Below are 20,148 nucleotides of genomic sequence, written 5' to 3' on the forward strand. Positions count from 1 at the left end.
CTCTACCACTACTGTATAACTTGATTATGGACCGAGTCTGAGGCTCAGAGCGCACCGCCTAGAATAGGTATATGGGCGCTCATGACACACTCGATCCGGTCAGTGACAGAAATCGCGACAAGAAACGTGACAGAAAACTAGCGGCGGCGAAGTCTCAGCACGCCCGCCGGTTGCGCAATTTGCGCGTCGACATCACGCGCTTTATGGAAATACGCCCCAGTTGGCGTGGCTGGATTCACGCAGGTGCGTTCCCCCTGGCCGTCGCTGGTGGACTTGCTGCTGTCATTTTGTGTCCCACGATCGCTTCACGCCTCGCGTCCGCGATTTTCGCTATCACGGGCATGATGCTGTTCGGAACGTCTGCCATGTATCACCGAGGTTCGTGGCGGGTGCGCGTGCGCATCCTATTGCGCCGACTCGACCACGCCAACATTTTCCTCATCACCGCTGGAACGTACACGCCACTTGCGGTGTTGCTTTTGGACCCGCCTGCGTCGTGGTGGCTTCTGGGCATCATTTGGACAGGCGCTATTTTGGGCGTGATTTTCCGCCTCATCTGGATCAGTGCCCCGCGCTGGCTTTTCGTCCCTGTGTACATTGGCATTGGAATCGCCGGAATTGGTTTCATCCCGTCCATGTGGATGCACAACTTGGCCGCGGGAATCCTCATTGTGATCGGTGGCGCCTCCTACATTACGGGCGCTGTCATTTACGCGTTGAAGCGCCCCAACCCGTTTCCAGCGCAGTTCGGTTTCCACGAAATTTTCCACACCGCAACCGTGATTGGTTACGGGTGCCATTTAGCGGCAATTCTCGTGTCGGCAGTAGCCGCGCTCTAGGGGAGCAAAGACCGCCGAGGCGGTTCCCGGTTAGGATTCGTCCTTCTGGTTGCGCTGTTTTTGCTCCATGATCGCTTCTGCTTCTTCTCGCGACTGGCGGGGATCCACGCGCACGGGCAGAGCGTTCGACTCAACGGCCCCATCACGGGCTCGTAGCTTTCGCACTTTACGTGCAGCGAGGTTCGCCAGCACGATTCCGGCAACGACTACCGCAAACGTGATGAGGAATCCGATTGTCCCAGGTGTTACGAGTTCTTCGTCGGGAATGGGTTTTTTAGTGGGCGGTGCGGTCGCTGCCCATAGGGCGATGGTGGTCATTGTCATGGCTGTCATGACTGTTCTCCTGAACGTTGGGCACACGCTTGCTTCAGTTCGTCTTCGCCAATGACCGTGCCGTCTTCCAGAGTCACTCCTGCGAAGAGATCACTTTCGACGAAATCTGCACGAGGATCAAGTCCACGACCCGTGTTGTCGACTGCGAGTTCAAACTCCTCTGTTGGCCAGTATTCCGAGGCGAGCTTACGGATGTCAGAGAAGAAACCGCCATTGGGGTCGATTTGGGTTGCGTGAGCGAGAAGTGCCCGGCGTGCCGTATCCATAAACTCCTGCGATTCGATACGTGCAGTGAGCCAGGTTTCGCGTGCGGGTCGCTCTTTATACTTTTTCACCATGCCCGCAAGTGGTGATTCGAGCCCTTTCTCTTCAAGGAGAGCATGAACCCGCATCCACTTAGCGGGAGATAGATCCTGGTTGTAGTACACCTTTTGCACATTCCACGGTTCTCCCAGTTCAGGGTGTTCCGTAGGATCAGCCGCCGCTTGAATCGCAGCCATCGTCACCGTGTGCGTGTGGATGTGATCGGGGTGTGGGTAACCGCCCAGTTCGTCATATGTGGTGATGACATGCGGCTTAAATCGCCGAATGATGTTGACCAAAGGACGCGCAGCAACATGGGCAGGGACCCGGTAGAAGCACCCGTGAGGAACCTGGGTCTCAAAGTCGCCGTCGGGAAGTCCCGAGTCAACAAACCCTACCCACTGGTGATCAGCACCCAGAATCGACGCCGCAGTGGCCATTTCACGGCGGCGTAGTTCCGCAATGTCACGTTCTGCCGCCGGGGAGTCGGCTAGGGCAGGATTGAGAATGTCACCGGCTTCTCCCCCGGTCATGGTTGCAATCAAAACTTGGGCGCCCAACGAGGTGTACAGAGCTGTTGTGGCCGCACCTTTAGACGATTCGTCGTCTGGGTGTGCGTGAACGGCGAGCATCCGAAGGGCCGAATACATGCATCTCCTTAGAGATCTATATGATGAAAGCAACTATCATAGATTAGTCGTTTTGCCTCGCGTTTACGAAAGCTCCCATGGAATCACTTGACTCTCGGTACGGTCGCCAGGGCGTTAACAGACGCCCACTTCTGTTGGCACTGACCTGCGTCGTCGTCATTTTGATTGCCGGAGCGGCATTTCTCGCATTTAAACCACGTACCCACCCGCATGCACCTCAAACGTCACACTTCACAGCTCATGACGCCGCTAACGCCTCTGTGACTTTCTCCATAGTCCCCGATCCCCAACGGGATATCCGGTGTGCAGCTGTCATTCGGAACCAGTTCGAAGCAGTCGTGGGCTACAAAGAAGTCACGATTCCCGCAGACCCCCAAGCGACCTCGGCATCTATGCACCACGACAGTGTCGACATTCGCACTACCCAAAAAGGAGCACAAGGAAACGTGGAATCTTGTGCCTATGTGGGATAAGATAGCGGTTTAAACTATCCCGAGTTCCACCAAAGGAACCCGGGATATGTTTTGTTCCAGCTAGCCAAACGACCACTGGCGCAGCATAGAAAGGCACAATTATGACCGCGGAAAACACCGCAGACCAGACGTGGCTCACGCCCCAAGCGTTTGAACGTCTCACCAAGGAGCTCGAGCATCTGTCGGGACCCGGTCGCACGGAAATTGCCGAGCGCATCGAAGCTGCTCGTGACGAAGGCGATCTCAAAGAAAACGGTGGCTACCACGCAGCACGTGAAGAACAAGGAAAGCTCGAAGCGCGTATTCGCGAACTCGAGCACCTGTTGCAAAACGCAAACGTGAGCGAAGCGGATGGCGATGATTCGACCGTTACTCCCGGCAAGCTCGTCACTCTGAAGATGGGACGTCGCAAGATCGAGTTCCTGTTGGGCTCGCGCGAAATCATCTCAGAAGAAGACGACATCGACGTCTTCTCTGAAAAGTCACCTTTGGGTGCAGCCGTGAACGGTAAGAAGGTAGGCGACAAAGTGGAGTACGAAGCTCCTAACGGTCGCATGATCGAAGTCACTATCGAATCGGCAAAAGCTTACTGATTCGCGGGGCGTGAGAAAAGCCGTGGAACCTTCTGGTTCCACGGCTTTTCTCATGCCCCGCACCTACTTCTCAGCAGTCGTTTCCGCTCCGTGTTGTGGCTCCTCAGCCTCCGCATCCTGCTTTGCCTTTTGAGCTTCCACCTGTTCTGAAGTGGCTTTTTTCGCTTTCGTTAAAGCTTCGCTATCTCCTTTGATCTTCGCCAACGCTTCGTTAGCTTTCTTCATATATTCGGGGTTTCCGCTCAAGGTGAGCACCACCGTGTTAAGCATGGCGACAAAAGGAACAGCGAACAGCGCACCTGGGATACCGTACAACACACCGCCACCGGTAACTGCCAAAACAACAGCCAACGGGTGAACCGCAACGGCCTTACCCATGAGGAAGGGTTGTAACACATTTCCTTCGAGTTGCTGAACACCGACCACCACAATGAGCATGATGATGGCAGTGACTAGGCCTTTGGAAACGAGAGCCACGAGCACGGCGATAACGCCGGTCAGCACGGCACCTACCAGAGGAATGAAGGATGCCAAAAACACCAGCACCGTCAGCGGAAAGGCCAGCGGAATACCCAGAGCAAAGGCACCGATACCAATACCTACAGCGTCAATGCCGGCAACGAGCACTTGGACGCGTACGTACTGAACAAGTGTGTTCCATCCGTTGACTGCAGCGGCAACCGACTTCGGTTGGGCTGGTTTGGGTAGCAGACGCACAAACCACTGGAAGATACGTCCGCCGTCATACAAGAAGAAGAACGATGCAAACAGGGTGATCAACATGCCGGTGACAAAGTTGCCAATACTCGATGCGGCCCCCAACGCACCGGAAGCGATCTGGCCCTGTGACTGCTGAAGCCAGTCGAGTGCCTTGGTGCTGAGCTCGTCGAGATAGTTTGTGATGACTGTGGAATCAACACCAAACGGGTTGTTCTGAACAAACGCGTTCAGTTTGTTGACACCCAGAACGACCTGGTGAGCAAGGGCAGGAAAACCGACCACAATCTGCTGACCTGTAAATGCCAGAAGCCCCAAGACCACAAGAATAAAACCAAGAAACGTGGTGATCACGGAAAGCATGTGCGGCCACTTGTGGCGGTCAAGGAAACTCACAACTGGTGCCATCAAGGCCGCGAGAAGAAGCGCAATCAAACACGGCAGCACCAAAATTGAGACCTTCGACAGCCCCCAGAATGCCACCGCAACAGCAGCAATAACGACCAGGGATCGCCAACTCCACGCCGCAGCCAGCTTCAGTCCGGGCGCAACGTACGGGGGTTTCTGGCTTTCTTCGCGTGCTTGCTCAATTTCACGGTCATTAAAATCGTCCAGGCTGATTGCCTGTGTGGGTTCCGGCTCTTCTTCGCGAACCTTGTCCACATTGCGCAACCACCTACCCAAAATGGGTTTGCGACGGCTCTTCGAGTTCATGACAAATAGCTTACCGTTGCTTTTATTCATAGACTCAAACCGATGAAAGCATCCACGAAACTTCTTGTTACATCGCTCACCCTCCCGCTTATAGCTGGGGCTGGGGCAGCGCTGTTGCGCATGCAGTCAAACCGGATGCGCGCCCTGTTCGAACGCGACCTCACGTTGCCTGGCGAAGACATCGCCATGACGATCGGCCCTGACGACACGTCCGCGGATGCGGGAACCACCTCGGCGCCCTTAGACACTCACTCCGAAGACTTGCCGGCGTTGGCAGTGATTGGGGATTCGTGGATTGCCGGAATGGGACCGGGCGCCCCATCCCCGGCCGCCCTCATGGGCCGAGGTCTTTCCACCTTGCTAGGACAACGCGTCCGGGTGCGCGCCTGCACCCAGCCCGGGGCCCGAGGTGAAGAGATGAGTGAACAGATTGCCACAGTGTTGGCAGACTCGAGGATGCGACGTTCGCGTTTGGGTTCAGCGGGGCCACGTTTTGCGGTTATCTCGATGGGGTCTGCGGACCTTGTTCGCCCCAGTGTGACCCGTAGTGGTGTCGCTGTTTTTAGTAGTGCTCTCAACCGTTTGGAGCGTGAAGGCGGCTACCGGGTTGTGGTTCTCACGTGCCCTAACCTGGGGCTACTTCCTGGGGTGCGTCGCCCGCTTCGCACCATTCTTCGTCGTTCTTCACGCGTGGTGTCTGGTTCGCAGTGGCTCATGGCGGTGAGTTCGCACGCGCTTCCCATTTCTCTTAACCAGGTGCTCTCAGGCACCGCGCAGGTAGGGTTGCTGGCTGATTCGCGTCGTAGCCCTTCTCCCCTGGGATATAAGCAGATCGTGGCCGCTGTTCTTGCACGCATTTCAGCCGATCTTGAGTCGCAAATTTCGTCTACACCCGATTCGGAGGAGCAAAAGTGAGCACTGTCACCACCGTCCTTGCTTCGAGTTCGCCCAGCCGACTGTCCCTGTTGCGGCAAGCCGGGATTGAGCCGGTTGTTATTCGCCCGCAGGTCGACGAGCACGCTGTTGTTGACGAGCTTTCTCCTCAGTCCGTGATCGACGAGGTCGCTCTTTTGGCGCAAACGAAAGCGCGCGCGGTCACCACGGCTCTGGCACAGGACCTGCACGAAAACCTTGTGGGTACGGCAGACACGTGCGTTCTGATCGCGTGCGATTCGCTTCTGGAGTTAAACGGTGAGTCGGTGGGCAAACCGGGTAACGCACCGGCCACGGCCGAGGTGTGGAAGCGTTTACGTGGAAAGTCGGCTGTTCTGCACACGGGGCACAGTGTTGCTCTGTTGCGCAGAGGGCGCGCGGGTTGGGATCTGATTGACCAGGCTGACGCTGTTGGTTCAACCACGCTTCACACCGCTGACATCAGCGACGAAGAGATTGCAGCCTACTGCAAAACAGGCGAACCGTTCCATGTAGCCGGCGCCCTGACGATCGACGGGTACGGGGCGGCGTTTGTTGAATCACTCGAAGGTGATCACACAAACGTCATTGGGTTGAGTATTCCGCTTGCCCGCACCCTGATCACTGGTTTAGGCATCAGCTGGCCAGATCTATGGAAAATAACTTCCACGTAGTTTTGTAGCGTGTCTACAAAAGATTTGGAGACGGTAGCAAGCTCTCATAGATTTGCCTCGTCAGATTTTCGTGACGGGAGATTGAATGAGCGCCCAGTTTTCAAAGGTTCTTATCGCCAACCGCGGTGAGATCGCACTCCGGATCGTGCGTGCATGCCGTGACCTTGGACTGCAGTCGGTTGCCGTGTACACCAGCGCTGAATCCAACGCCGATTTCGTCCGGTTTGCCGATGACGCTTGGCTCCTGCCAGGAACGGGCGCAGCGACGACCTACCTGGATATGCGGGCGCTTATCGACATTGCGCACCGCTCCGGTGCTCAAGCGATTCACCCTGGGTACGGCTACCTCGCCGAAAGCCCTGAGTTCGCCCGCGCAGTCACTGAAGCGGGCCTCACGTGGATCGGCCCGGCCCCAGACGCTCTCGAAGCTCTTGGCGACAAAGCTGGGGCTCGCGCTGTCGCGGAAGCCGTTGGTGCCCCAACAACACCGGGCTCCGGGCGTGCGGTCAAGGACATCGAAGACGCACTCACCATTGCCGACTCGATTGGCTACCCGGTCGCAGTGAAGGCCGTTCACGGTGGTGGTGGACGCGGTTTCCGCACCGCAGCCAACCGCGAAGACCTTCCAACGGCGCTCGAATCAGCCAGCCGCGAAGCGGTGGCCGCTTTTGGCCGTGGCGAATGCTTGTTGGAAAAGCAGATTGTGCGACCACGCCACATCGAAACGCAGTGCCTCGCAGACTCGCACGGCAACGTTGTGGTGGTTTCTACCCGCGATTGCTCACTTCAGCGGCGCCACCAAAAAGTCGTTGAAGAAGCACCCGCACCTTTTTTGAGCGATGAACAGAATCAGGTTCTGGTTGAAGCCTCCAAGAAAATCCTGTCTCACGTGGGGTATGTGGGGGCTGCCACGTGCGAATTTCTTTTGGGCCAAGACGGCATTATCACCTTCATGGAAGCCAACGCCCGTATTCAGGTTGAGCACACAATCACAGAAGAAGTCACAGGGGTCGACCTTGTGGCGTGGCAACTCAAGATTGCCCGCGGCGAACAGCTCCCTTCTTCTCTGCCCGCTCCACGTGGGCACGCTTTCCAGTTCCGCATTAACGCGGAAAACCCAGCTAACCGCTTTATCCCCGCAACTGGCCGGATCGTTGAACTTCACGAACCAGCAGGCCCTGGTATTCGGATGGACTCCGGTGTCAAAGAAGGCACTGTTGTAGGAACCGACTTTGACCCCATGCTGGCCAAGCTGATTGTGACAGGTGAAGACCGCGAACAGGCGCTTGCACGTGCTAAGCGCGCTCTCGACGAGTACGTTCTCCACGGGGTCGCTACCCTGCTTCCTCTGCACCGCGAGTTGGTGCGTACCCCAGCGTTCACCACTGACTTTTCGGTCTACACGCTGTGGTTAGAACAAGAGTTCATGCCATCTTTCTCAGCGCCACAAGAACTCACTGCTGAAACCAGCCCCGAAGACACCACCACCGACGTCGTGGTGGAAGTTGACGGCCACCGTCTCACAGTGAAAGTTCCAGCGAGCCTCACCACCGGTGGGCAACAGGCCAAGGTGAAACCACCTCGGCGACGGAAAACCACCCGCGTTGCTACCAACTCCGGTGACCTCACTGCCCCCATGCAAGGCACCATCGTGGCTGTTGACGTACAGCCCGGAGACACCGTGAACGAAGGCGACCGCCTGGCAGTCATCGAAGCGATGAAGATGGAGCAACCACTCACCGCCACCCGCACCGCCACAGTCAGCGAAGTGTGCGTAGAAGCTGGTTCGGCTGTGAAGTCGGGAGCACCCCTGGTGAAGTTCCAATAGACACACAGTGAAGAAAACAGTTTGGGCCCGGAGTTGATCCGGGCCCAAACTGTTTGTTGCTTTTTAGTCGCGGAATTCGCGACGGTGGTGCAAGCGACGGGTCGCTTCTGACAACGAACCACTCACCGACGGGTACACCATAAACGTTGACGACAACTGATCGACCGTCAGACGGTTTTCGACCGCGAGCGCAATAGGCGTGATGAGTTCGCTAGCCTTGGGCCCCACGACCACTCCACCGAGTACTGATCCCGATCCACGGCGCGCAAACACCTTAATGAAGCCTTCTTCATTACCTTGCATCTTGGCACGCGGATTCGTCGCTAGCGACACCATGGACCATTCGACGTCGTGACCCGTAGTCGCAAGATCAGCCTGGGTGAACCCCACCGTGGCGATCTCCGGGGCCGTAAACACGTTCGAAGCCACGTTACGCAATTTCAGTGGCGCAACCGCGTCACCCAGAGCGTGCCACATGGCTATGCGTCCCTGCATCGCAGCAACGGATGCCAACGGGAATACGCTGGTGCAGTCCCCTGCCGCATAGATTCCCGGGACCGAGGTGCGAGAAACTCCGTCGACAATAATGTGTCCGCTGTCCTCCACGTGGACTCCGGCGGCCTCCAGCCCCAAGTCAGCCGTGTTCGGGATGGAACCGACCGCCATGAGGCAGTGGCTCGCGCGCACCTTACGGCCGTCGGCAAGAACCACCTCAACACCGTCGTCAGTGCGTGTCACCGAATCGGCGCGCGAACGCGACAACACGTTCATGCCACGGCGACGGAAAGCCGATTCAATCACCTCGGCAGCATCTTCATCCTGCCCCGGAAGCACCCGGTCACGGCTAGACACGAGCGTCACTTCGCTGCCCAACGCGTTGTACGCAGACGCGAACTCTGCACCTGTCACACCTGAACCAACAACGACGAGGTGTTCAGGAAGTTCCTTCAAGTCATACAACTGAGTCCACGAAAGAATACGTTCGCCATCAGGCATCGCAGACCCAAGTTCACGGGGGTGCGCGCCCACCGCGATCAGAATCGTGTCAGCGGTCAGTTCATACTCAGTGCCGTTTGTTTCCGTCACATGCACTTCAGACGCGCTCGTGAGGCGACCCTCACCAGTAATCACTTTCACGCCCTCTGACACCAAGGAATCATGAATGTCGCTGGCCTGCGCGTTTGCCAGTTTCATGATGCGGCGGTTCATCGCGGCGAGGTCAACCCACACCTGACCATCCAGGTCGGCTTCCCCTTCACCTACTCGCAACCCAAGCTGCGAGGACTCGGTGAACTCAACCATGACCTCGGCGGTTGCGATCAAGGACTTTGACGGCACCACGTCAGTGAGAACAGCTGAGCCACCAGTACGGTTCTTCTCAATGAGCATGACGTCGGCACCAGAACGAGCAGCGACCAAAGCGGCCTCATATCCGCCCGGTCCTCCACCAATAATGACGACACGATTTTGCGAGGGGTCAAGAACGTTTTTCACAGTTCCATTGTGTCAGCCAATGTGACTAATCCAAAGACCAGGGTTACTGTAAAAGAGTTGAATGCGACTCAAGGCACGCTTAGCCGTGATACGCAAGAGTTTTGTGCTGTCAGAAATTTCACACTGCAGACCCCTTGTATCAGGCTTGCCATTGTGTGAATCTTAGGTTAACCAAGAATTTTCTTCCCAACCCCGTGCACGCCGACCATGAGCCATATGCACGCGGAACACCTGAGAAAGGACACCATGGACTGGCGTCACCGTGCAGCTTGCCTCAACGAGGATCCTGAACTTTTCTTCCCCATCGGCAACACCGGCCCAGCCCTGCTCCAAATTGAAGAAGCGAAAAGCGTGTGCCACCGCTGCGAAGTTGCCGAAACATGCCTTCAGTGGGCTCTTGAAACCGGACAAGACGCAGGCGTATGGGGAGGCTTGAGCGAAGACGAACGTCGCGCCCTCAAACGCCGTGCTGCGCGTGCACGTCGCGCAGGCTAACGACGCTCGGGGCGCTGAGCTTTACGCAGTTCGCCCGTTCCTACGTTTCTGGATGCTACGTCCCTGACCGTAACGGGAAGTCCAAAACCACCTCGGTCCCCCCGCCCTCCCGGGAACGCCACTCAATAGTTCCATCCAAATCGGTTGTCACCAGAGTCTTGACAATCTGAGTGCCCAAGCCATTTCCAGGGCCCTCGCCATCGCCGATCCCAACACCGTTGTCTGCGATAACGACTTCGAGCCGATCGTCGTATCTGCGTGAACGGATCCACACATTGCCATGCACGGGCTCATCTTCTGTTTCGCACACAAACCCGTGTTCAATCGCGTTCGTGACCAGCTCGGTCACAGCCAAAGCAAGCGATGTTGCATCAGCTGAGGAGATCGTCCCAAACTTCCCAATCTGCTCCAGCACAATATGTTTGTTTGGGTTCGCCAAAGTGGGCCCCAAGCGCACACCCTTGCTGACAACTTCATCGAAATCGACCTCGGGGTCCACCCCCTGACTCAGCACGTCGTGAACAACCGCAATCACAGAAACCCTGCGCATCGCTTCTTCCAAAGCTGCCCGCGCTGCCGGGGACTCCACCCGCCGCTTCTGCAGACGCAAAAGCGCCGACACTGTCTGCAGATTGTTCTTAACTCGGTGATGCATTTCCCGGATCATCGTGTCCCGGGACAACAGATCACGCTCACGCCGACGAATCTCAGAAATGTCCCGCACCAGCAACAGCGCCCCAGTACGGAACTCCCCACGACGGAACGGAATGGAACGCAGGGCCACCGAAACCTTCTTCGACTCCAGCTCTGTGCGCCACGCAGCCCGCCCGGTGAGAACCAACGGAAGGATTTCGTCAACCGGTCGTAGCTTCGACAGCAGATCCGACATCAATTCCGCTAAATAACGGCCCTCGAGCTCGCCTTTGTACCCCAAGCGGTACAAAACCGAAATCGCATTGGGCGAGGCATACCGCACACGACCTTCACGGTTGAGAACGAGCATGCCATCGCCCACGCGAGGCTCACCACGTCGCACACCCGACGGGGCTTCCACATCAGGGAAGTACCCTTCCGCAATCATCGACAAAAGCATCACGCCGGCCGAACGATAATTGCGTTCCATGCGCGAATAGTTAGCCTTGCGCTCCACGTCCGAATGGATCGTGAGAACCGCGATCACTGAGCCGTCACGCACAACTGGAACGGCCTCGGCTCCTTGCAACAGGCCCTCATCCGAACCGTACTGGCGGGTTTGAGCGGACTCCATCGCATCAGAAATCAGCGACCTTTCGGCATCGTTTGCCACGGTCCCGATCTCGTCATGTGGGTACACTGTCGACCCCGTGTTGGGTCGACAGTGAGCCACAACCGTGAACGTGTCGCCCTCTTTCACCCACAAGACAAGGTCAGAGAAGGCCAGATCAGCGATCATCTGCCAGTCTTCAACAAGCAGATGCAACCACTCGATATCGTCTTCGTCGGTAATTCCCTTACTGTGCAGCAGATCAGCGAATGCGCTCATCTGCTAGTCCAGCTGAGACTGGTACACAGTCGAACGCACCAGCGAACGAATCATGCGCAACAACACGGACAGAGGCGCCTGGTCAACGTGGTCGAGTGCAAAGACCTCGAGCGCGGTTTCGCGGACCTTACGCAAGGACGTTTCGTTGTGAACCTGCCATTGAGCAAGACGGTCATCCGAGCGGTCCTGAGCCGTGGCCCTATCTGAATGCGTCGACTCCAGTACCGCATCCACAATCGCCGCGGCTGCTTGGTAGTAATCGTCCCGCAACGCGCCACGAGCAAGCGCCGTCCACCGCGATGAGCGGTCCAGAGCGCCAATGTTCTCCAGGATCTTGACCCCGTGGATCAGCTCAGTCACACCGAAGTAGATTTCGGCGACCTCGTCTGCTTCTGCTTCCGAGGTTGCCGCAATTTGCGCGACCGTGAGCAACGCGTACTCGTCGAGCATTCCCGCTGCACGGTACGACAGCGCGGTGGGAACACCGCGGCGCACAAAGTCACCAACCCGACCTTCGAGCTTGTCACGGTCAGAGCCTCGCACCAGAGTTGGCAACTGTGGGCGAAGCTCAGTCACCGTTGGCCGGTAACGCGCAATCTCATCTTCGACTACGAAGAAGTCCGGCGCCTGGTTAACAAACCAGCGCGAAGCCCGGTCCAGAAGACGAATGTAGTTGTTCTGCAAAGCAACTTGAGTCGCAGTGTCGACCTTGTTGTCCAGCGCAAAGATCTCGTCGAAGTGTTCATCGAGGTCGAACACTTCACTCACCGTGGTGAACACGCGAGCGATGTGTGGAATCGACGCACCGGTTTCTTCCACGAGTCGGAAGATGTATGTCAGGCCCCCTCGGTCAACCATGCGATTCACCAGGTGTGCCGTCGCAATTTCCCGGAACAGCGGGTGCTCGGTGAGCTGTTCAGCGTACTTCTCCGTGAGCGTTTTGGGGAAGTACTGCAACACGTGCTTCTTCATGAACGGTTCGTCTGGAACGTCAGAAGCAAGAATCGCATCGGCCGCGTTCATCTTCACATATGCGAGCAGAACGGCCAGTTCTGGCGAGGTGAGTCCTACACCCTGTTCAGCTACCCGCTTGTTGAGTTCCTTGCTAGTTGGGAGGAACTCAACGATCCGGTCTAGGCCTTGGTTGTTCTCCAAGTACTTCATCAGACGGCTCAGTGTGCCAGTGAGACGCAGGCTGTTACTGCGAGCCTCACCCATCGCCACGTTCTGTGAGTAGTTGTTGGCAAGAACCAGATCAGCGACTTCGTCAGTCATTGATTCCAGAACGTTCACACGGTCTTCTGCCGGGAACTCGCCGTGCTCAATCAGCGTGGACAGAAGAAGCTTGATGTTCACTTCGTTGTCCGAAGAGTCCACTCCTGCTGAGTTGTCGACAGCGTCAGTGTTGATCTTCTGACCGTTCAACGCTGCTTCAATACGACCCAGCTGCGTGACACCCAGGTTTCCACCTTCGCCTACCACACGGGCACGCAAATCCGCTCCGTTGACTCGGACCGCGTCGTTGGCCTTGTCTCCTACTTGCGCGTGGGTTTCAGCCTCCGACTTGATGTACGTTCCGATTCCCCCGTTGTAGACCAGATCAACCGGGGCGCACAGAATTGCACGAATCAGATCGGGTGCCGTGTACGCACCAGCTTTCATCCCCAAAGCTTCAGCTGCTTCAGGTGAGACTTCGATCGATTTCGAGGACCGCGAGAACACTCCACCGCCAGCGGAAATCAGGTCCCGGTTGTAGTCCTGCCAGCTAGAACGCGGCAGTTCAAACAGGCGTTTCCGCTCGTGATACGAGGTCGCCGCATCCGGGCATGGGTCGATGAAAATGTCACGGTGGTCAAAGGCCGCCACCAGACGGATGTGTTCGGAACGCAACATTCCGTTACCGAACACGTCACCGCTCATGTCACCGATACCTACAGCAGTGAAGTCGTCCGTTGCTGTGTTGACACCCAGCTCGCGGAAGTGACGTTCAACCGACTTCCACGCACCGCGGGACGTAATCGCCATGGCTTTGTGGTCATACCCAGTTGAACCACCCGAAGCGAAGGCATCTTGGAGCCAGAAGCCCCGGTCCACCGCGATCTTATTCGCGACGTCAGAGAACCTGGCCGTGCCCTTGTCGGCTGCGACCACAAGATACGTGTCGTCTTCGTCGTAACGAACCGTACGTTCTGGGTGCACCGTCTTCTGTTTACCGTCTTCAACCACCAGGTTGTCGGTCACGTCCAGGAGCGAACTGATGAAGACTTCATAAGCAGCCTGCCCAGCCGCACCCCACGCATCGCGGTTCACAGCAGGATCTGGCAGGCGCTTAGGGTAGAACCCACCCTTAGCTCCTGTAGGCACAATGAGCGCGTTCTTCACCATTTGAGCCTTCACCAGGCCCAACACTTCAGTGCGGAAGTCATCTCGCCTGTCAGACCAGCGCAGACCACCACGTGCCACGCGACCAAACCGCAAGTGGACACCCTCAACTTCAGGCGAGTACACAAACATTTCCAACGCTGGGCGCGGCTTAGGACTGAACTCGAGAAGCTCCGGCTTGATCTTGAATACGTTTGCCGGGCGAGGATCACCGTTCTCATCACGCTGGAACACGTTCGTGCGTACGGTAGCCGCGATCACCTCGGCGGTGGCACGCAAAATCCTGTCAGCGTCCAAGGACGTCACCTGAGCGAGTGCCTCGTAGATTTCTTCCGTTTTCTCTGCCACTGCGCTTTCGCGGTCCTGTGCAAAGTCCGGATCGAACTTCGCGGTGAACAACTCGACCAAAAGTCCCGAAATTTCAGGGTGGCTCGAGTAGACATCCCCCATGTTCTTTTCTGACAAGGAGAAGCCACTCTGTCTCAGATAGTGCGAGAAACCACGCAGAAGCGCGACGTCTTGCCACGTCAGACCAGCCACAATGAGCTTGTCCATGCGACCGTGTTCACGCTTACCTTGCCACCCGGCTTTGAACGCGTCTTCAATCCGTTCAAAGTCAGATTCGGAAACGTCTTGTGAGAATTCCAGACCAAAGTCGTAAATGTACCGGCTGGTGCCGTCGGCGAGTTCTAGGTGGTACGGACGCTCATCGACGACCTCGGCGCCCAAGTTAGCCATGTACGGCAAGATGTCGCTCAAGTTGGCAGGCTCAAAGCGGTACAGTGCCAAGCGGATGTGACGGTTGGACGAACCCTTAGCCCGCGTGACGTGCACATACGGCGTCTCATCGCTTTCCATGGCTTCGAAGCGCTGAACATCAGCAACGGCGTCGTGCGGCGTGAAGTCGTCTTGGTAGGACGGCGGGAAGGCTTGTCCCCACAGTCCGCCCCGTTGCGCTACAGCATGGCTCAAACGTTCAGAGGACGGCGACAAGAACTCGCGCACATCTTCATTCCACGACCGCAGAGCACCCCGGATCCGGTTCGACACCTGCCCTGAAGGAATCTCTGGCAACAGGTCCTTGGGGTCAACCCGCACAACAAAGTGCAAACGAGCCAGAGCTGAGTCAGAGAGCAACACGTCAAAGTCAACACTGCTTGCCCGGTAGAGTTCGCGCAACACATTTTCGACCCGCGTGCGCGAAGCGGTGTCGTACAGATCGCGTGGAACATACACCAACACCGACACGTAACGTTCATATGTGTCCCGGCGGATGAAAACGGATGCTTCACGCTTTTCTTGCAGGTTGACCACCGACATTGCGATGTCGAGGATCTCTTCCTTCGTCGCGTGGAACATGTCGTCACGCGGATAGGTTTCGAGAATCGATGCCAGTTCATCCCCCGAGTGCGTGTTGCGTGAAATTCCGGACTCCCGCAGGATCCATTCACACTTTTCACGCACCACCGGGATCGTCAGAACCGAAGCCGTGTACATCGACGAGGTGTACAAGCCTACAAAACGGCGTTCACCGATGATGCGGCCATTTTCGTCGAATGTTTTGACACCCAAGTAGTCCAGGAAACCACGACGAATGAGTTTGGAGCGCGAGTTCGCCTTGGTGAGCACCAAGACGTGACGGTCCGATGCGTGTGACGCAACTGCCCGTGACAGTGGGGACGTTTTGGGTTCGCGCAGAGCGCTGATACCGCGGGCTGTTCCAGGAATTGGTTCAAGCGAGGTAGTTTCGCCGTTGTTTTCCAAGCGGTATTCGCGGTATCCCATGAACGCGAATCGCCCGTCGAGCCAGTCCAGAAGATCGGCCGCCTGGGCTGCTTCTGTCCGCAAATCGATCCCAGGAGGTTGGTTGCGAAGCTCCGTTGCGATTTCTTTAGCCTTTGCCGCCATGTCTTCGCGGTCGCGGTCTGCCGCACCTACGAACTCAATGGTCTGCGCGATCTTCTTACGCAAAGTGTCAAATTCGGATTCGGGGATCGCCTCAATTTCAATGTGCGTCCACGACTCCAGTGTTTCGTTATCTTTGGTGGCGTCGGCGGTGATGATGGGCAGGACCGAGGTGGCTGTCTCCGTGGTGTGTGCCGTACCCTGGGGCGCGATGATGCGCAGGTCGTCACCGGTTCGTTCGGTGATGATTTGGGGGTGGTGAACGGCTCGAACAGCGTAACCTTCGCCCGTAAGGTCTGCGGTCAGGGAAGACAGCAGGTAGCGCATGTCACTGACCACAATGTCAATTACGGTGCGACTACCAGAGTAGTCAGGGTCGGATGGTTGAGGGTTGTGGATGTCGATAACCGCTTGTTCACCAGTGTATTGACCGGCCACTTCCCAATGGTGGAGCGCTACGGCAGCGAGCGTTTTAGCCCCGAAGGTTTCGAAGTCCGAAGAAGCTATGCGCGGGTAGTAGGTTTCAAGCAAATTGTTGGGCGGGGTGTGCCCTGTCAATGAGTGCCATGCTTGGGCGATCTCGGCCGGGTAGACCTCGGTCACTTTTTCACCTCTTATGTAGGGTTGTTTCCTCGTGTTCATCCTTGAACTTGTCTCTACTGTACGTCGAATATGTGCTTGGTTCGAAGTATTGGGCCTGGTCTTCGTCAGAAATAACTCAGACGTGTAACACTTGCCTCATGAAGTCCATTCGCATGCATCAGAACTATGACCGGTCGCCTCAAGAACTTCTCGAATTACTTGCTTCTGAAAAGTTCTGGAAGGAACACGATTTTGAGTTCTCGCGTGAAGGTGGCGTTGATTCCGGTTGGCACGTACGTGTCGCGTGTCCCGTTGATAAGGACCAGGTTCCGTCCCAGTTCGCACAGTTCGTCTCACCCAATGTGCGCGTCACGCAGGAGGCCCGTGTTCCCGCTGCGAAAAGCGACGGCGGAGTTGTCTCATATCAAGCGTATGCACCTGGCATTCCAGCCAAAGTGGAAGCCCACATCACGGTCGAGGGCCAAGAAGGCTCATCAACGGTTACAGTCGATGCCACTCTGGGGATCAACGTTCCGTTTGTTGGCCCTGCGCTCGAAAGCAAAGCTGAGCCCACTGCCCGCAAACTACTTCAGCGTCAGCTCGATAAGCTCGCGAAACTCTGAGGCGTCGTACCACACCAAGGACGTGTCGCGCAGAATCGACAGATTGGCCTGAGCGTCGCTGCCCAGTCGGCTCAGTTCGTCCGGGTCGTCGATATGCGCACTGACCACTTTGGACGGGTCGAACTGAGCGGGTTCAAACGCCAACACGTTACCCCCAGCGTCCGTTGTGTTCTTGGGTGCTGGGATGTCAGCTGCCAACACCACGCGGCCTTCGCCAGCCTGGGCTGCGTGTTCTTCAAGAGCTGCGGCAGCGTAGCTCATCGCCAACCATTCGACTTCGTCGAGTGCGTCGCCTTTGAGGCCGTGCGTGCGCGGGTGTGGGGTGAACGCGATAGAGGGCGTGACGTTGGGCCACGCGCGAAATTCGGAAACTGTCAGTGGGAAGTACGCTCGAACGCTCATACTGCCATCTTCCGCTTTCGCCTGCGTGTGCGCGAAGGTTCGGCTCGGCGTGGCGCAAACCGTTCGCTCAGTTCTGTAATGGCTAGGGAAAAGGGCGCCCGAGGTGTCAGTTCCGTTGCCGTCCGACCGGCAAGTACCGCTCGGTCGACGTCTTTGACGGATTCGGGGATAAAAACAGGGTCGTTGACATGCGTGAACTTTGACAGTGTGGCCGAAAGCGTTTTCTCTGGTGACTGTCCAACCGCGCTCGCCCGAACCCGGTTAATCACAGTAGTGAAATCGGGGAGGTTGCGGATGCGGTCACTGTCCAGGAGTTCTACGAGTCGCTTAAGCCCCATGGGGTCTCCCGTTCCCACAACAACCGTATGGTCTGCTCCGTCCAGAACTACTCGAGTCGCGCTATGCCGGTCATAGTACGGGTCGGCAAAGTCGTCGTCGGGATCAATCCTGTCCGATATATCCACCACGACCCAGGTGTAGTGGGCGCGCAAAGTCTGTAACACCTCGGCCAGGTGCGCCGGTTTCACTTCCGGCCACCTCACTGCCCGCGACAGACCTGTCACCACATGAAAGTCTGGATCAAGCACGGTGACAGACTCTTCGATTGTGTTGGCAGTCAAGTTTTCGACATTCCGACACAGGGTGACCAGTTGAGGAGTGTCAGACAGAATTCCTAAGAGCGCTGCCTGAACAGAGTTCACCGTATCAGCGTCGACGAGAACTGTTGAGTCGTGTTGTGCAAGAACATGCGCCAGATTAGCGGCGACCGTTGAACGCCCCGGCGCTGAGCCTGTCCCCCACACCGCAATGACTTTTCCTTGTGCGGTAGGTGAAGGTGCGGGGGCGAAATCAGGTTTGGGCGGAGCTATCACCGATGCTGAAACACGCCTCAAAGCCGCAGCGAGTTCATTGGGCGATGCCCACGGTGACACATGTTCGTCTACATCCCACGCTGTAACTGCTGAATCAGCTTCACCGAAGCCCAACACCTTTCCTGAGTTCCCGCGAATCCGACGGACCAACTCACGGTCGGCTCCGGTGAAGTACTCACCCAAGATGACCACATCGCCAGTTCCCGCAACAACTGCCGCTAGGAGCTCGGTTTCGTCAGCAGGGCGGGCGTGAACTGAAACTCCGTCAAGATCGTTGAGAACAGACACCAGTTGCGCTTCGAACTCCACGTCGACTGCAACAATGACGTGAATGGTCATGAGGTTTCCTTGGGGTACGCCACGATCGAGACCCGGTGATCAGTCGCGACGACTTCGAGTACCTGTTGGAGCTTGTCATTAGGCACATAGATTTCAAGGCGCGTGCCAGCAGTCGAGGTGAAACCGCCTTCGTCACGTCCCACCGCATGCACATGGGCACGCGAAAGCACCTCAACAGGTTGAGCTTCTTCGTCTTTCGTATCCGTTGCCCACACGTCGACAAAAGCACCCACTTGAACTGTTTGCGGCAGGTGTCCCGGGATATCCAACGCGATCACGCGGCCTTCCAAACGAGCAGGATCAACGAGAACAGACGCGGGAACCAGTTCACCTGCAGCGACTGAACCAGTGACAGACATACCGACAGGCGAGGACTGATCTGCGCGCACATACTTGTCCTCTGTATCTGGAAGTCGCACTTCAACTGCAGTGAGTGAGTCGTGGTCAATGGTGCTTCCCGAAGCAAGTGGTTTAGACGCCGCCCACACGGTGACGGTGTTTGCAACGCGCGTGATGACAGCCCACGTACCTAAGAGCGAGGCGATCACGAGGATGATTCCCACGAGAACTCGCGGATCTCGCATTCGAGGGAGAGTAAATCTGGGTGTTTCTTTCATGGTTGTTCTCCGTTGAACTACATGACAGTGAACGAAACTCCAACGTCAAATGGTATCATTTGATATCAAATGGCATTTTTTCGTCCATTTGCATTCATTCTATGTACGTTTCACACGAAAGGGAACCCTCATGGCTATTGAAACTCGATTCCTCCCCCTCACCGATGTAGCAGAAATACTGAGCGTTTCGATCGCACAAGCTCGCGCTTTGGTGCGCTCAGGCGAACTGCGCGCAATTAAAGTCGGGGGACGCGGACAGTGGCGCGTCGAAAAAGGAGAACTGGAAGACTACATCCAGCGCATGTATCGCCAGGCTCAAGAAGAAGTCGAATCGCTTTCACGGAACTAGTCACTATTCGGGAAGCGCCCACACTGCGCGAATCCCAGCCAGTGGCACAACATCAAACTCTCCACCAGACCGCAATTGCACATAGTCGCGGCCCACTGCATCAATACTCCCCTCAGTGAAACCGCCAGCAAATTCCACGCGCACAAAAACCCTCTCACGAGCCCACGCACGTAACACCGACATCGCACTCATCATCCCCGGCTCACCGTGGACCCGCGACGCCATGCGAACAAGTTCCACATGAGCAAGCATCACCAATACCGCTCGTGCCTCCTGCACCAGCACGACCCATGTACTGCCGCATCGGTCAACGACTCCGCTAATCCCCCGCTTTTCGACCCACAGCGTGACCTTTTGCCCATGAGCCCCGGACAGCCTCTCCGCTAAGCTCCGTTCGGCAAACGCCTCCTCCACCAGATCAGCCTGTTGCCCCATGCGTTCATACGCATCACTGGAGTCTAGGCGTGCCGCCATATCGTCAAAAAGCTGGTCCCATCGATCTGTCATACCGACATATTGTCATACCCGAA

General features: G+C 56.8%; 19 protein-coding genes. 9 read left to right on the forward strand and 10 right to left on the reverse strand.

All coding sequences use genetic code 11. From position 1 onward, the window contains the following. Positions 1-71: 71 nt before the first annotated feature. Entirely contained in the window at positions 72-839 is a 768-nt protein-coding gene (trhA, locus tag QP868_RS02515; RefSeq protein ID WP_284925066.1) for a PAQR family membrane homeostasis protein TrhA, read from the forward strand. Positions 840-869: 30 nt separating this feature from the next. On the opposite strand, the gene QP868_RS02520 is transcribed toward trhA, so the two are convergent. Together QP868_RS02520 and mca are read right to left on the reverse strand one after the other, a co-directional pair. After that, entirely contained in the window at positions 870-1,172 is a 303-nt protein-coding gene (locus QP868_RS02520) for a hypothetical protein (protein ID WP_284925067.1), read from the reverse strand. Further along, a complete protein-coding gene (gene mca, locus QP868_RS02525) occupies positions 1,169-2,125 on the reverse strand; it encodes a mycothiol conjugate amidase Mca (protein WP_284925068.1) in 957 nt (318 codons plus the stop codon). The genes QP868_RS02520 and mca overlap by 4 nt, the downstream gene beginning before the upstream one ends. Positions 2,126-2,202: 77 nt before the next feature. Here mca and QP868_RS02530 point away from each other — a divergent pair, with 77 nt between their 5' ends. Together QP868_RS02530 and greA are read left to right on the forward strand one after the other, a co-directional pair. Continuing rightward, a complete protein-coding gene (locus tag QP868_RS02530) occupies positions 2,203-2,598 on the forward strand; it encodes a DUF4307 domain-containing protein (protein ID WP_284925069.1) in 396 nt (131 codons plus the stop codon). Positions 2,599-2,699: 101 nt separating this feature from the next. After that, positions 2,700-3,191 carry a transcription elongation factor GreA gene (gene greA / locus QP868_RS02535; RefSeq protein WP_284925070.1) on the forward strand — a complete coding sequence of 164 codons (492 nt, stop codon included), beginning with the start codon at positions 2,700-2,702 and terminating at the stop codon, positions 3,189-3,191. Positions 3,192-3,254: 63 nt separating this feature from the next. Here greA and QP868_RS02540 read toward each other — a convergent pair whose 3' ends face one another. Next, entirely contained in the window at positions 3,255-4,622 is a 1,368-nt protein-coding gene (locus QP868_RS02540) for an AI-2E family transporter (protein WP_284925072.1), read from the reverse strand. Between the two features lie 42 nt (positions 4,623-4,664). Here QP868_RS02540 and QP868_RS02545 point away from each other — a divergent pair, with 42 nt between their 5' ends. From QP868_RS02545 to QP868_RS02555, 3 genes are all read left to right on the forward strand, one after another. After that, entirely contained in the window at positions 4,665-5,537 is an 873-nt protein-coding gene (locus QP868_RS02545) for an SGNH/GDSL hydrolase family protein (RefSeq protein WP_284925074.1), read from the forward strand. Beyond that, the gene (locus QP868_RS02550; protein ID WP_284925076.1) at positions 5,534-6,208 is read left to right on the forward strand and encodes a Maf family protein; all 675 of its coding nucleotides are present in this window, start codon (positions 5,534-5,536) and stop codon (positions 6,206-6,208) included. Before QP868_RS02545 ends, QP868_RS02550 begins: the two co-directional genes overlap by 4 nt. Positions 6,209-6,293: 85 nt before the next feature. Beyond that, positions 6,294-8,036, forward strand: a complete 1,743-nt coding sequence (locus tag QP868_RS02555; protein ID WP_284925078.1) for an acetyl/propionyl/methylcrotonyl-CoA carboxylase subunit alpha — start codon at positions 6,294-6,296, stop codon at positions 8,034-8,036. A gap of 63 nt (positions 8,037-8,099) precedes the next feature. Here the strand turns inward: QP868_RS02555 and QP868_RS02560 are convergent, their stop codons facing one another. Beyond that, positions 8,100-9,530, reverse strand: a complete 1,431-nt coding sequence (locus QP868_RS02560) for an NAD(P)H-quinone dehydrogenase (RefSeq protein WP_284925079.1) — start codon at positions 9,528-9,530, stop codon at positions 8,100-8,102. Positions 9,531-9,776: 246 nt separating this feature from the next. Between QP868_RS02560 and QP868_RS02565 the strand changes: the two genes are divergently transcribed. Further along, entirely contained in the window at positions 9,777-10,025 is a 249-nt protein-coding gene (locus tag QP868_RS02565) for a WhiB family transcriptional regulator (protein WP_040348529.1), read from the forward strand. Positions 10,026-10,080: 55 nt separating this feature from the next. Here the strand turns inward: QP868_RS02565 and QP868_RS02570 are convergent, their stop codons facing one another. Next, the gene (locus QP868_RS02570; protein ID WP_284925081.1) at positions 10,081-11,547 is read right to left on the reverse strand and encodes a sensor histidine kinase; all 1,467 of its coding nucleotides are present in this window, start codon (positions 11,545-11,547) and stop codon (positions 10,081-10,083) included. A 3-nt stretch (positions 11,548-11,550) separates the two neighbouring features. Continuing rightward, positions 11,551-16,437: an NAD-glutamate dehydrogenase gene (locus QP868_RS02575; RefSeq protein WP_284925083.1), complete on the reverse strand. Its 4,887-nt coding sequence runs from the start codon at positions 16,435-16,437 to the stop codon at positions 11,551-11,553. 137 nt (positions 16,438-16,574) lie between these two features. Between QP868_RS02575 and QP868_RS02580 the strand changes: the two genes are divergently transcribed. Beyond that, complete coding sequence (locus tag QP868_RS02580) at positions 16,575-17,039, forward strand: DUF2505 domain-containing protein (RefSeq protein ID WP_284925084.1); 465 nt, start codon at positions 16,575-16,577, stop codon at positions 17,037-17,039. On the opposite strand, the gene QP868_RS02585 is transcribed toward QP868_RS02580, so the two are convergent. The 3 genes from QP868_RS02585 to QP868_RS02595 are packed head-to-tail and all read right to left on the reverse strand — an operon-like array spanning position 17,001 to position 19,236. Further along, positions 17,001-17,441, reverse strand: coding sequence for a DUF6912 family protein (locus QP868_RS02585; RefSeq protein WP_284925086.1), 441 nt, complete (start codon positions 17,439-17,441; stop codon positions 17,001-17,003). The genes QP868_RS02580 and QP868_RS02585 overlap by 39 nt on opposite strands. Next, positions 17,438-18,652: a CpaE/TadZ family protein gene (locus QP868_RS02590; protein WP_284925088.1), complete on the reverse strand. Its 1,215-nt coding sequence runs from the start codon at positions 18,650-18,652 to the stop codon at positions 17,438-17,440. Before QP868_RS02590 ends, QP868_RS02585 begins: the two co-directional genes overlap by 4 nt. Next, on the reverse strand, positions 18,649-19,236 hold the full coding sequence (locus QP868_RS02595) for an SAF domain-containing protein (protein WP_284925089.1): 588 nt from the start codon (positions 19,234-19,236) through the stop codon (positions 18,649-18,651). The genes QP868_RS02590 and QP868_RS02595 overlap by 4 nt, the downstream gene beginning before the upstream one ends. 163 nt (positions 19,237-19,399) lie before the next feature. On the opposite strand from QP868_RS02595, the gene QP868_RS02600 reads away from it, so the two are divergent. After that, a complete protein-coding gene (locus QP868_RS02600) occupies positions 19,400-19,618 on the forward strand; it encodes a helix-turn-helix domain-containing protein (protein WP_284925090.1) in 219 nt (72 codons plus the stop codon). Positions 19,619-19,621: 3 nt separating this feature from the next. Here QP868_RS02600 and QP868_RS02605 read toward each other — a convergent pair whose 3' ends face one another. Then, a complete protein-coding gene (locus QP868_RS02605; protein WP_284925091.1) occupies positions 19,622-20,125 on the reverse strand; it encodes a hypothetical protein in 504 nt (167 codons plus the stop codon). Positions 20,126-20,148: the final 23 nt, after the last annotated feature.

The organism is Brevibacterium sp. UMB1308A, from assembly GCF_030230605.1.
Lineage (GTDB): Bacteria > Actinomycetota > Actinomycetes > Actinomycetales > Brevibacteriaceae > Brevibacterium.